The following is a 12,010-nucleotide window of genomic DNA, read 5'->3' on the forward strand; positions in this document are numbered from 1 at the left end:
CTGATGCGGGATACTATTCTGATCGTAGAAGATGATGAAATGATCTGTCAGGGAATTGTGGATGCACTGCAGCTACGTAACTGGAAAACGGATGTGGCAGCGACCTGTGAAGAGGCAGAGAAGAAGATAAAAGAGTATACGTATATGTTGTATATTCTGGATATGAAGCTGCCGGATGGCAACGGGATTTCTCTTTGCCGGAAAATCAGAACCGCTACGGAGAATCCGGTTTTGTTTCTATCAGCGTATGACAATGAAAGCTATATTGTCGAAGGACTTGAAGCAGGCGGTGATGACTATGTGGTGAAGCCGTTTCGGACATTGGAGCTGCTTGCACGCATCAAATCCCTGCTGAAGCATTCGAATCAAACTCAGCAGATGAGACCAGAAGGTATCCGGAGCGGACATATTTTTCTGGATTTGAACAGCCACACCGTGTATGTGAATGACCGCGCGGCAGACCTGACGCTGACGGAATACCGCATTTTATATAGTTTGATAAATAATGCTCCTGGTCTGGTCACACGGGGGAAACTTTTGGATCTGATTTGGGAGAACAATGATCATGACGTGGATGATAATGCATTGTCAGTGTATATGAACCGGATTCGCAGCAAGTTGACAGTCGATTCAGAGCCTGTGCCGATAGAGACCAGACGAGGACTTGGATATCGGTGGACAGACAGAACCGAGGTTGTGTATGGATCATTTTTCTAAAAAAGACATGTTAAAAATCACAGGAAAATGGCTCGTTATCTTTGGAACGATAATGATTATTTTCTGTGCATATCAGTATCGTCTGGGAAGTATGTATACTTCCCGGATGATATCGCTTGTTGGCAGCCTGGAACATCAGACAGATGTTGAGACTGCCATTTTTGGTGAATTTCAGGAGGAAGATTATCAGAGCGGATTGCAGAGCATACGGGATGCAGGACTTGAAAAGACAGGTGAGGATAACCTTTACCAGACGATTATATCTTATGGTAGAAATTGGTATGTTGTGATGACAGTAATGCTCTGTCTGACAGGAATGGCATATGATTGTTACCGGTGCAGGAAAAATGCTGTGAGAGCCGAAAAATATGCAGAACAGATACGGGAAGAAGAGCGGACCAGATTGCAGGAAGAAAAAGATTACGTGATAAAAGAACGTGAGAAGATGGGAGCCTATATGGAGAATATTGCTCATCAGTTGAAAACTCCGACGGCAGGAATGATGCTTGGACTAGAGTATCTGCAGGATATGGAAGCAGATGAGCAGAGACAGAGAAGACTGGGGCAATGCATTAACCAGCTGGAGCGTATGTCAGACATGACGGCATCACTGCTCCGGCTTGCGCAAATTGATTCCGGAAAGATATGGATGAAAAAGAAGAAAGAGAATCTGTCGGAACTTCTTAATGAGTCAGTAGATGCAGTAGAGCCACTGAGGGCGGCGAAAAGTATCGATTTTCAACAGGAAATCCCTGAAGAAACTATGTTATCATGTGATGCATTCTGGATCAGGGAGGCATTTAAAAACTTATTGAAAAATGCCACAGAGCATACACCGGAAAACGGGCAGATACGTATGACGCTGGACGTTTCAAACGGGCAATATGATATCCGTATCTATAACAGCGGAGCAGAGATAACGATGGATCAGCGTGAAGAGATATTTGACCGTTTTTATCAGACCGATGGAGATAAAAAAGACAGTTTTGGCATTGGACTCCATCTGTCGCGTGAAATCTTTCGTATGCATCAGGGAACCGTACGCGTATTAGAATCGGATGAGACAGGAACGACATTTCAGATTCTGCTGCCTATATTTACAGCGAAAGACGCCGGCAGCAATCTTACAGAATTGTAAGATAAGATTAAGAGAACAGTAAGATACGTGCTTTATAATCTGAGTCAGAAGGACAGATCAGGGAGGTGTGGATATATGGATACAATAATTCGAATGGAACATGTAAGCAAGAGTTATCAGCTTGGACTAAAGAGCATTCAGGCATTGAAAGATCTTGATTTTACTGCGGAGCGTGGAGAGTTTGTGGCAATCATGGGACGAAGCGGATCGGGTAAATCCACCTTTCTGAAAATTGCAGGAACACTGGAAGATGCAGATGAAGGAAAAGTGTGGATCGGAGAGAAGGAGATCCAGACACTTTCCATGCAGGAGCGGTGTAAGATGCGCCAGGGTTCTATCGGCTTTGTATTTCAGAAATATCAGCTTCTTCCGGAATATACGATCTGGGATAATGTCTGCATGCCACTGTATATCGCACATCAAAATCCGGACAGGGATTATATTCAGCAGATTCTGGAGCGGGCAGGACTGTGGGAGAGACGCATGGATTATCCGGAAGAACTGTCTGGCGGTGAACAGCAGCGAGTGGCAATTGCAAGAGCAATGGCAGCGAAACCGGAGATCATCCTCGCTGATGTAAACTGAACCCCATGTGCTTACTGTACATAGAGTGTACACAGTAGGATTATATGACAATATAGGTACATGATACACAAGTAATGAGAAAAAATGTGTATGGAGTAGGAAGAAAGTATTAATATCTGGTATGAGGAAAGACATCCTTGTAGCAGGTTTTTTATTGTCAATAATAGATAGATTTATAAGAGATATTTTGTTGGTATGTGTGAATAGCTTTTATAGATGGGAAAGGTATACTGATGTGGGAGGTAATTGGATGACGTATCACTATAATGGAAAAGCCTATGAAACGATAAAAGAATTGGCGGAGGAATACGGGGTGGATCGTCAGAAAAATTATTCTTTTCGATGCCGAGCTAGTTGTTAGAAAATGCAATGCGCATAAGTCTGAGAAGGCTTGTTATTAGTTTTACAATCAGATTGCTTGGTGTATAATTGTAATTAATGAGATTGAATCTGAGGAGAAAATATAATGAAAATTAATTTGCCATAAAATTCCCATTTAAGACCAAATTTATTTATAGAAAAGATTTTTCGTTTAAAGCTAATTTGTGGAACTTATATTCGTATGGAAGATTTAAGATTAATTCAATAGTAAGATAAAATGCCCTGCAAATATGATATACTTTATGTAATAGTTGTATTGCACATATATTAATAGTGCAGACAAACGTAATTTTTTGTGATGAGAGTGGTGTTTGATTTTATCAGAATAGTAAAATTATTAGTCAAGATGTGGGTGTTGTAAAGGTATATATAATAGAAAAGATATGATATTTGAAAGCGTATGTGAAGAATGGAGCGGAAATAATGGAGGGAAATTTTAGACTTTTATCTGACAAAGAATTGAAAAAACGCAGAGAAGATAATGAATTTCAACTAAAAAAAGTTTTGTATGAGGAATATGAAAATTTTAAGAGGTATGTTGGTGTTCAAGGATTACCAGAAATAAAAGAAATTCAGATACTATATATGAAAGGTATTGATGCTTGTGTAAAGACGGATTTAAGTAATATACAAATAAAGATTAATCAGAAGTTTTTAGGGAAAAAACTGCCAGATTATTTGAAAGTAATCCTGTTTCATGAGTTTACTCATATTTGGGATACTACAGTAAATTATGGCTTGGGGGCAAAGTGTCTAACTGAATATCATGCTATTCAGATTGCATTCGCTAAAAACCTTGGACAGATTGATGGGCTAAAGTGGAATGATTTTTCTGAGAAAAAATCACTTTGGCATTACGATAAATATATTACTGTAAAAGAGTATATTAAGAAATTGTTTGAAAATTATTCTTATATGATGGAATACAATTATTATAACGAATCAGAAGAACGAACTTATAGATTTATGTATGATTTGTGTCAGTGGATTGGTTATAGTGTTATTATGGAAAAATATTGCTTGGAATGGAATGGAATACGTAAAGAAGAGGTTTTTATACCTGATGAGATTTCGGATGAGATAGAACAATTGTATGTGAGTTTGAGAGATAAACGTGATATGAAAGAAATAGTAAAGCTTTATCTTGAAATTTCCATGAAGTTTTCTCTATTAAATAAAGTACAAATAGGGAGAAAAGAAAACTTTTTTCTTAGTTCAGGAGAAAATGGAAATGATTTGTCACATGATTTGAAAGAAAGATGTGTTGCTATAGAAGAAATATATATCAAAATGAAAAGGAAACATACGGATCAATATAAATTTACAAGGCCTTATTTGAATAGAAGCTTTGTATTTAAATATTTTGAACAAATATATTTTGATATGATGAAGCAAAAGGAGTTATCAAATATTTTTAAGATATACATGGAACATTATGTTTTGCAATATCCAAACAACGAAAAAGAGTTGTTAAATACTATAGAAAGAATAAAAACTATATTTGAAACTGTACGGTATTTTGAAGTAGTAATAAATAGGTTTAAAAGTTTAGATACAGTAGAAATATGTAGAGATATAAATGGCAAAGAATATTATTTGGTTAATAATGTAGAAATGTTTATTAAAGAACTAGGCTATACAACAGCATTTCTTTCTGCAATATTAAAGGGAATTGCTGATGCAGGGTATACTGTTGAATTTATAGATGACACAATGATAATTAAAATGGGGTAACAAATTAGAAAAATCTTAACATAGAATTTATGTTAATAGGAGCGAGCAAACTATGAAGAATGAAGAATATATGAAGGAATTGGAAAAGAGATTGACAGATTTTCGCAGTGCCAGACAAAATATGAAAGAATTGGCAGTAGCAATTATTGGAGATGTTTTGTACAAAGAAGATTTATTTTTTACGTCAGCGATTGATCGAAGTATGGGATTATTGGATGGAATGATAGAAATGCTGAAACAGAGAAATTTGACTTGTGCAGGAATTTTAGTCCGAACACAAGTAGATAATTGTATGAGAGTTTTTGCTGCATTTATTGCGGAGGATCGCACTGAATTCATAGATGCATTTTTGAAAGGAGAAAAGATAAGAAATATTAAGGATAACCAAGGGAGAAAGATGAAGGATGTAGTATTGAAAGAAAGATTGGCAGAATACGATAAGTATCTAAAAAATGTATATGATAATTCTTCGGGATACATTCATTTGTCCAGTAAAGCTTTTCATGCTAGTGCTACAGCATCTGAAGCTGATAATTATCATGTTGAATTTACAATAGGACTTCCGTTGAATGAAAAAGCAAATGTAATTTTATTAGAAGCAGCGGATGCATTTCTTCATTATCTGCAGCTTCAAAATAGTCTTTTAATAAAAGTTGCTGACTCTAAACGTGCTACTTAAAATAAGGAAATTTGATATGCGCCCCATTTATTGTATATCTGGTAAAGGAGCACATATCAGAATACAGGCTTTTCTAAAGTATTTTTATGCTGATGTTGAAGAGAGGGTATATTTAGGTGAAGCGTTTTGTAAACAAGGTATTTGTTGTAATCTTTAGTAAATAATTATAGAAATGGAGATGAAACAAAATGATATTATATCATGGAACAACATTAGAACATGCAGAGAAGATTTTTCAAGAAGGGAAAATAAAGTGCCGAATTGAAAGAAATTATAAGGGCTATGGAGATGTTATCGACGGAACAACAGATGGTTTTGTCTATCTGACACGAAATTTACATACTGCATATTTTTATGGGAATATTGCACTCTCAGATGTAGCGGATAAGAAATCATATGTTTATATATTCAAAATAGATTTACCAGATGAAGGCGGATTTGAACCCGATTATGATGAATTAAAAGTGTGGGGAATAAGAGATACTGAAAATATTACTGCAGAAGAATCTTTAGAACGGTGTGGTGCTGTAAGAATAAGTAAAGATATTAATATTGCAGGAATGGAATATACTAAATTGCCAGGAACATTCAATTTTATTGAAGATAGAGATGCTGTGAATCTTTGCCGTGATTTGTCTGCAATACAAGTTAATAAAGGGAACGGCGATAGAGCGTTGGAAGAAGAAATAGAAAATCGTTGGAAATGGAAAAAGATTGATAAATAAAGTAAATTTATAAGTATGAAAAATCCATTAGTAGATAAAATTGGTAGAAAATAGGGTCATTTATCCTTTCCATTTTAGAGAAGCCCGGAAAAGAATGCATTGATATCGGTGTGGAAGATTTTAGCAAGGGCAACAAGTTCCGATATCTTGATATTCATGCGGTTGGTTTCCAGTTTGGCATAGGTGCTTTTGGACATAGAAATTCCCATCAGGTTCAATTTTGCAATGACCTGATCCTGAGTGAGTTTATTCGCATAACGGATGGATTGTATATTTTTACCGATATCCATATCTGGTCTGATTTTCTGCATGATAAAGTCCTTTCATTTCTTGAATGTTTCGTAATAAAGAAACTTTATATTGATTTTACTGGTTTCACTTTTTATAATGTTTCGTAATAAGGAATTATTTACAAGAAGGGTGATGGGTATGCACCAAAAGGATATGGAGCAGTTTGCTTTCCTGTTTTTATGCGGAAAGCGTGACAGGGAAATCTTATTGGGAAAAGAAAAGATGACATTTTCAGACTTGGACAGGCTGACGTATGTGACAGATTTTTTAGGGCTAAACTTGTATAACCTGGAAATCTGGAATGAATATGCAGGGCAGTTTGGTGAACAGTTTCAACAGTTGGAATTGCTATATGATGAAACTTGCAGCATCGTGTCCTGGGAGCCTACAGAAGCAGATGAGCATTTGCATGAGCAATGGCTCCAGGAATTTTGCACCCAGGTATCGGATAAGGAAGTTCGGAAACAGCTGGAACAAATTATAAAACAACAGTATCAGGAACAAGGGATGGTAGATCCCACGGAGACAGACATCGTGTAGGTGCCTGTCTTTTTTTCGCAGAAAATTTGAAAAAGACTTCGAAGGGAGGTGATAGGAAACGTGAGTATCAGTATTTATGAATTACTGGCAGTCGCCAGGGAATCGGAAGGTGTGAAGGCAGTGAAGGGAGATGACATCCTGTGTGAGAAACGCTTTGCACCGGATACCCGATATATGGTGGAGTTTTTGATGTTAGAGCAAAAGGAAGGGTTCGGGGAAAAGGGAGAGTATCATCGCTATTTTTTGACCAAGGAAGCGTATCGTGAATTGATCGATCTGCAGAATCAGGGAGTCCTGCGCTTTCAAAAGCAGGCGCTCGTTTTAGAGGGGACGCTGCATTATCTTCCAGCCCAGGCATTTGTCCGGGACCGGGAGTAGGAAGCTTAAAAGGCTGGAAAAGAAAAAGTCTTTGCAGGAGCATGGCTCCGAGTCCGGGAGCTCTTTCACCGGAAATTTTTATAGAACGAGAAAGAAGGGAGTGGTAAGCGATGATCATTGGAATCGACCATGGGTATTATGCCATGAAAACAAAACAGGTGTGTTTCCCGACAGGACTGATGCGATACACCTATGAACCTTATACCATGCAGAATGTTCTCCAATACGGAGGCACTTATTATGTGTGTGGAACTGGGCGGCAGACTTTAGTGAAGGATAAGACTGCCAATGACAATTATTATCTTTTGACGCTGGTTGCACTGGCACAAGAGATTCGGAAGCGGAAAGGGGAGAGAACTGCCAAGGTTGTTCTTGCAGCCGGGCTTCCCCTTGCTGGGTTTGGAAGGGAAAAACAGAAATTTAAGGAATATCTGTTTCGGAAGGAACAGCCTGTCCGCTTTTTCTACGAAGGGGAACGCTATGAAATCCAGATTGAGGATGTGAAACTGTTCCCCCAGGGATACTCGGCTCTGGCTCTTTACCCGGAATACTTAAAAGATGAACCCTCTGTTCTTCTTGTGGATATCGGGGGATGGACGGTGGACTTGATGCGCCTTGATAACGCTGTTCCCAATGCAGCTACCTGCAGGAGTCTGGAACTGGGTGTCATTCGCTGTATGGATGAGATTCTGGAACAGGTGCGCAGAAACACCGGGCTGTCCATAACAGAGACACAGGTTGAGCGCATCTTACAGGGGAAGTCCTGCAGCATGCCTGCGGAAGTGGTGTCTTTGATCGAGAAACAGGGCAGGCTTTACATTGAAAAGATATTGTCTGCGATCACCGAGGCAGGCTTTGATCTGCGGGCAGTTCCTTCCATTTTCATGGGAGGCGGGGCTGCTATTTTTCAGCACCGTGTAAGCACCCAGGACCGCCTGTGCCGCCCGATTTACCTCACAGACATCCATGCCAACGCAGCCGGATATGAACGGATTGTGGGGCAGATGAGGGCGCTGTGAGCCGCCCGGTCTTTTCCTTTCGCCCAAACCTTAAGAACCCGGAGCATGAAAAAGCGTGGCGGATTTTGATGGAAGTTCCGGCAGGACAGAGGAATCAGTATCTGGTAGATGTGATTTTAGAAAAAGACGAACGGGAAACCTTACGGAAATTGATTCAGGAGACTGTTCGGGAAGAACTGAAAAGTGGCGGTATGGAACGAATGCCAGCATGTGAAAAGGAAGAAATTCCCGGTCAGATGCTGGATTTTTTATTTCAGATGGAGCAGGAGTAAAGGGGGTGAGGCCTATGGACAAAGAAAATATGGCATTGTTGGATCTGCTTGGGTTTTCCATACATTTGACATGGATTCTTTAGTGGGTATTGTGAATAGCTTTCTTTCAAACTTTGGAGTATGTTGTGTATAACAAAACGAAAGGAGAAACGCAGATGGCAGAGATGAAGAACATATGCGGAAAGATCCCGGTGGAATTACATGAGAAGGTAAGAGCCGAGATCGAAGAGAAAGAAACGAGTACACAGATATTCATCCGGCAGGTGATTGAAGAACACTTTAACAGACTGGAAGGCAAAGGAGAAGAGAGCATGGAAAAAAGAACATTAGCAGTACAGGTTACAGAGGAATTATTCCAGAGAGTCAAATGGGTAGTCGCGAAGGAAGGCATCAAACAGAAAGATTTTATCATCCGCATCATCGAGAAAGCGGTGGAAGAGGTAGAAACCAAATGGCAGGAGCTAGAGCAGCAGGAAGAAACCCCAGAAGCAGACAGAATGGAAGAGTCTACAGAAGAGACTGCTGAGGAAGAGATTACCGAAGAGGGAATCGAAGAGATGGAAACTGCGGAGGAAGAACCTGACGATGAGAGCTTCGAAGCATCCACAGAACTGGACGAGGAAGAACCAGATCCAGAACTTCCCGAAGATGCAGATGAAGAAGAGGAACTGCCAGAAGTCGAGGAAGAAACCGGAGAAATCGCATAATGCCAAAGAAATAGAACCATAAAACTTGCAGGCGGTGTGGAAAAGAAACCATGCCGCCTGCTTTTTCTCAGCAAAGGAGGTTGATAGCCGCAACCATTCGATTTTTTGATTTATTCAGCGGAATCGGAGGATTCCGGGAAGGGTTAAGACGTGCAGGCGGTTTTACCTGTGTGGGACACTGCGAGGTGGATGCTTATGCGGATAAGAACTACCGATTGCTGTTCGACACAGAAGGGGAGTGGTTTTGTAATGACGCAAGAACAATCGAAACAGACCGAATGCCAGACTTTGATCTTTTGTGTGCAGGATTTCCTTGCCAGGCATTCTCTATCGCTGGAAAGCGGGAAGGATTTGCAGATGCCAGAGGAACTCTGTTCTTCGAGATTGCCAGACTGGTTGCAGACAAGCGACCTGCGTATTTCATCCTTGAAAATGTTCCCGGACTGCTTTCGCATGACAAAGGCAGGACGTTTCACACCATCCTCAGTACGTTATCTGAGCTGGGGTATGGTGTGGAATGGAAAGTGCTTAACAGCAAGGATTTTGGAGTCCCCCAATCCAGAAAGCGGGTGTATCTTGTCGGATATCTTGATCGAAGATGTGCCGGAAAAATATTACCTTTCCCAACAGCAAATGGAACGCCTCTTGTTCAAGTCCAGACGGGCAGACAGGGGGAACGGATCTACAAAGCCGAAGGGTTAAGTTGTACCCTGACTTCCGGAGCGGGAGGTGTTGGTGGAAAAACCGGATTATATGAGGTAGGTGTGCCTATCAAAGAGAATACCAAGCAGGGTTATAAGATGGCGTATCTGGGAGACAGCATTGACTTAGGATATGCAGGCATGAACACCCGGAGAGGGCGTGTGGGGCATCAGATTGCCCATACCCTGACCACCGGAATCCAGCAGGGGACACTACATTTTGTAGATCTGTCGCCGCCGCCTCTTGTCACGGAGCATTGCAGATGTCTGAATACCAGACAGTCCGGCATCCATAATCACAAAGGGGAATGTTCCGGTGTCCTAAAAGAGGAAGGAGCCAGGGCAGTACTGACTCCGGGAAGGGAAGAAACCCGGCAGAATAGCCGGAGGATGAAGGAACCGGAAGAACCGATGTTCACAATTACTGCCACAGACCGCCATGGAGTTGCCTATCGGGGCAGAATCCGAAAACTGGTGCCAAGGGAATGTTTGAGACTGCAAGGCTTTTATGATTGGCAGATTGACCGTATCGAACAGGATACTTCGGACAGCCAGCTTTATAAACAGGCGGGAAATGGAGTGACCGTCAACGTGATCGAAGCCATCGGAACACTTCTTCAGCAGGCAGATGAGGAAATTCGGGCAGAGGATGAAAAGACAAAGAGGTAAGGCAGTATGGCACTTGGAATTCAGGATCAGTACTTCGGTACAGAGATTGAGATGACAGGCATTACCAGGCAGAGGGCTGCAGAGGTAGTCGCGGAGATGTTTGGAACACGGGCAGTTTGTGATGGTGGGTATTATGGAGTCTGGTCTGTGACAGATCAAGAAGGGAAGAAGTGGAAGTTTATGTATGATGGCAGTATCTATACGGAACGCAGGGAGCGTGGACGCATGGTTCGTGCCGGAAGTGAATACAGTACCGAAATGGTCAGTCCCAAACTTTCCTATGGAGAGATGGGGAAGCTGCAGGAAGTAGTGCGGTGTTTGAGGCATCATGGGGCAAAGGTAAATGCGTCCTGCGGGCAGCATGTTCATGTGGACGCTTTCAACCACACCCCAAGAAGCCTCAAAAATGCTATGACTATCATGTATTCCAAAGAGGATATTCTGTTTAAGGCATTGAAAGTGCAGACTTCCAGAGAAAGCAACTATTGTCAGAAAGTACGCCCCACTGTGTTGGAAAAAATCCGTAGAATGCCAAACAACACCATTTCCATGGAAAAACTGAAACAGATCTGGTATGGAGGCAGGGATGGAAGCCATGATCATTATGACGATACCCGGTACTATGCGTTGAACCTTCATGCAGTATTTTCCAAAGGAACTTTGGAGTGGAGATGTTTTGAGAGTACCCTCCATGCAGGAAAAGTACGGGCAAATATCACGCTGGCTCTTGCCATTTCCGCTCAGGCCATCAATCAGAAATGTACCCAGATGCGGAAAACAGAGATTACCGAGAATCCTGCGTTTACATTCCGTACCTTTTTACTGCGGTTGGGGCTTATCGGACCGGAATATAAAAATGTCCGAGAACATCTGCTTGTCAACCTGGAAGGGGATCGGGCGTGGAGATATGACCGCAGTCAGTATGAATGTTTGAATAGAAATCATCGGGCAGAGGATGTCCGATAGGAGGTAGAGATGAAAGAAACATATTATTTTGCCTATGGCAGTAACATGAATTTAGACCAGATGGCGTACCGCTGTCCGGCAGCTTCTGTTGTGGAGAATGTCAAGCTGGACGGGTATCGCCTGACGTTCTGTGGCAGGGGAAAGGGAAGCGGTGTTGCTACTATTCTGCCGGAAGAGGGAAGCCAGGTAGAAGGAGTGCTTTGGAAACTCACACCGGAGTGTGAAAAAAGCCTGGACTTTTATGAAGGATATCCCCATCTGTATGGGAAGGAGCCTGTTCTTGTTCAGGGAAAGGATGGTGTGAAACGGGAAGTCATGGCATATACCATGAATGCACCCTATAAGGATCAGCCTGCTATCCCCTCGGATCTTTATTTTATGGGGATCGTGGAAGGCTGTCATCAAAATGGGATTTCCAGCCGCTCGGTGACCGATGCGTTAAAGCGTGTCCGGGAGGAAGTGGGCAGACAGAAACCCAGCCAAAAGAAAACAGAAGTCAGCAGATAAC

The 12,010-nt window shown here is 41.5% G+C and carries 15 protein-coding genes; 14 read left to right on the plus strand and 1 reads right to left on the minus strand.

The genetic code is table 11. The features are described from left to right. The first annotated feature begins 3 nt into the window (after nt 1–3). The 6 genes from DWZ93_RS02140 to DWZ93_RS02175 all read left to right on the plus strand — a co-directional run bounded on the left by DWZ93_RS02140 (nt 4) and on the right by DWZ93_RS02175 (nt 5,959). Nucleotides 4–717 (plus strand): response regulator transcription factor, encoded by a 714-nt coding sequence (locus tag DWZ93_RS02140; protein ID WP_118383758.1) that lies wholly within the window; start codon nt 4–6, stop codon nt 715–717. After that, nucleotides 701–1,855 (plus strand): sensor histidine kinase, encoded by a 1,155-nt coding sequence (locus tag DWZ93_RS02145; protein WP_118451866.1) that lies wholly within the window; start codon nt 701–703, stop codon nt 1,853–1,855. Before DWZ93_RS02140 ends, DWZ93_RS02145 begins: the two co-directional genes overlap by 17 nt. A gap of 75 nt (nt 1,856–1,930) precedes the next feature. After that, nucleotides 1,931–2,440: an ABC transporter ATP-binding protein gene (locus DWZ93_RS02150; RefSeq protein WP_118451867.1), complete on the plus strand. Its 510-nt coding sequence runs from the start codon at nt 1,931–1,933 to the stop codon at nt 2,438–2,440. Nucleotides 2,441–3,244: 804 nt separating this feature from the next. Then, entirely contained in the window at nt 3,245–4,555 is a 1,311-nt protein-coding gene (locus DWZ93_RS02160; RefSeq protein WP_118049210.1) for a hypothetical protein, read from the plus strand. Nucleotides 4,556–4,607: 52 nt separating this feature from the next. Further along, entirely contained in the window at nt 4,608–5,234 is a 627-nt protein-coding gene (locus tag DWZ93_RS14915; protein WP_243008125.1) for a hypothetical protein, read from the plus strand. A gap of 188 nt (nt 5,235–5,422) precedes the next feature. After that, nucleotides 5,423–5,959 carry a hypothetical protein gene (locus DWZ93_RS02175; protein WP_118049211.1) on the plus strand — a complete coding sequence of 179 codons (537 nt, stop codon included), beginning with the start codon at nt 5,423–5,425 and terminating at the stop codon, nt 5,957–5,959. Nucleotides 5,960–6,033: 74 nt separating this feature from the next. Here the strand turns inward: DWZ93_RS02175 and DWZ93_RS02180 are convergent, their stop codons facing one another. Next, complete coding sequence (locus DWZ93_RS02180; protein WP_044961784.1) at nt 6,034–6,270, minus strand: helix-turn-helix domain-containing protein; 237 nt, start codon at nt 6,268–6,270, stop codon at nt 6,034–6,036. Between the two features lie 118 nt (nt 6,271–6,388). Between DWZ93_RS02180 and DWZ93_RS02185 the strand changes: the two genes are divergently transcribed. The 8 genes from DWZ93_RS02185 (at nt 6,389) to DWZ93_RS02220 (ending at nt 12,009) form a co-directional block, all read left to right on the plus strand. Beyond that, nucleotides 6,389–6,790, plus strand: coding sequence for a hypothetical protein (locus DWZ93_RS02185; protein ID WP_118049212.1), 402 nt, complete (start codon nt 6,389–6,391; stop codon nt 6,788–6,790). A gap of 60 nt (nt 6,791–6,850) precedes the next feature. Then, entirely contained in the window at nt 6,851–7,168 is a 318-nt protein-coding gene (locus tag DWZ93_RS02190; RefSeq protein ID WP_118049213.1) for a DUF5720 family protein, read from the plus strand. A gap of 110 nt (nt 7,169–7,278) precedes the next feature. Continuing rightward, nucleotides 7,279–8,187 (plus strand): ParM/StbA family protein, encoded by a 909-nt coding sequence (locus DWZ93_RS02195; RefSeq protein WP_118049214.1) that lies wholly within the window; start codon nt 7,279–7,281, stop codon nt 8,185–8,187. Next, nucleotides 8,184–8,459 carry a hypothetical protein gene (locus DWZ93_RS02200; protein WP_118049215.1) on the plus strand — a complete coding sequence of 92 codons (276 nt, stop codon included), beginning with the start codon at nt 8,184–8,186 and terminating at the stop codon, nt 8,457–8,459. The genes DWZ93_RS02195 and DWZ93_RS02200 overlap by 4 nt, the downstream gene beginning before the upstream one ends. A gap of 155 nt (nt 8,460–8,614) precedes the next feature. After that, entirely contained in the window at nt 8,615–9,166 is a 552-nt protein-coding gene (locus DWZ93_RS02205) for a hypothetical protein (RefSeq protein ID WP_118049216.1), read from the plus strand. Between the two features lie 80 nt (nt 9,167–9,246). After that, nucleotides 9,247–10,536 carry a DNA (cytosine-5-)-methyltransferase gene (dcm, locus tag DWZ93_RS02210; protein WP_330417412.1) on the plus strand — a complete coding sequence of 430 codons (1,290 nt, stop codon included), beginning with the start codon at nt 9,247–9,249 and terminating at the stop codon, nt 10,534–10,536. A 6-nt stretch (nt 10,537–10,542) separates the two neighbouring features. Then, nucleotides 10,543–11,502 (plus strand): amidoligase family protein, encoded by a 960-nt coding sequence (locus DWZ93_RS02215; RefSeq protein WP_118049218.1) that lies wholly within the window; start codon nt 10,543–10,545, stop codon nt 11,500–11,502. A gap of 9 nt (nt 11,503–11,511) precedes the next feature. Further along, nucleotides 11,512–12,009: a gamma-glutamylcyclotransferase family protein gene (locus tag DWZ93_RS02220; protein ID WP_118049219.1), complete on the plus strand. Its 498-nt coding sequence runs from the start codon at nt 11,512–11,514 to the stop codon at nt 12,007–12,009. The last annotated feature ends 1 nt before the right edge of the window (nt 12,010 follow it).

It is taken from the genome of Dorea sp. AF36-15AT, assembly GCF_003477705.1.
GTDB lineage: Bacteria > Bacillota > Clostridia > Lachnospirales > Lachnospiraceae > Claveliimonas > Claveliimonas ammoniilytica.

Bases quoted from the DNA above. Each gene is read 5' to 3' on its own strand.
- DWZ93_RS02150 (WP_118451867.1), top strand. From the start codon at position 1,931: ATGGATACAATAATTCGAATGGAACATGTAAGCAAGAGTTATCAGCTT.
- DWZ93_RS02140 (WP_118383758.1), top strand. From the start codon at position 4: ATGCGGGATACTATTCTGATCGTAGAAGATGATGAAATGATCTGTCAG.
- DWZ93_RS02205 (WP_118049216.1), top strand. From the start codon at position 8,615: ATGGCAGAGATGAAGAACATATGCGGAAAGATCCCGGTGGAATTACAT.
- DWZ93_RS02185 (WP_118049212.1), top strand. From the start codon at position 6,389: ATGCACCAAAAGGATATGGAGCAGTTTGCTTTCCTGTTTTTATGCGGA.
- DWZ93_RS02220 (WP_118049219.1), top strand. From the start codon at position 11,512: ATGAAAGAAACATATTATTTTGCCTATGGCAGTAACATGAATTTAGAC.
- DWZ93_RS02195 (WP_118049214.1), top strand. From the start codon at position 7,279: ATGATCATTGGAATCGACCATGGGTATTATGCCATGAAAACAAAACAG.
- DWZ93_RS02160 (WP_118049210.1), top strand. From the start codon at position 3,245: ATGGAGGGAAATTTTAGACTTTTATCTGACAAAGAATTGAAAAAACGC.
- DWZ93_RS02145 (WP_118451866.1), top strand. From the start codon at position 701: ATGGATCATTTTTCTAAAAAAGACATGTTAAAAATCACAGGAAAATGG.
- DWZ93_RS02215 (WP_118049218.1), top strand. From the start codon at position 10,543: ATGGCACTTGGAATTCAGGATCAGTACTTCGGTACAGAGATTGAGATG.
- DWZ93_RS02175 (WP_118049211.1), top strand. From the start codon at position 5,423: ATGATATTATATCATGGAACAACATTAGAACATGCAGAGAAGATTTTT.
- DWZ93_RS14915 (WP_243008125.1), top strand. From the start codon at position 4,608: ATGAAGAATGAAGAATATATGAAGGAATTGGAAAAGAGATTGACAGAT.
- DWZ93_RS02180 (WP_044961784.1), bottom strand. From the start codon at position 6,270: ATGCAGAAAATCAGACCAGATATGGATATCGGTAAAAATATACAATCC.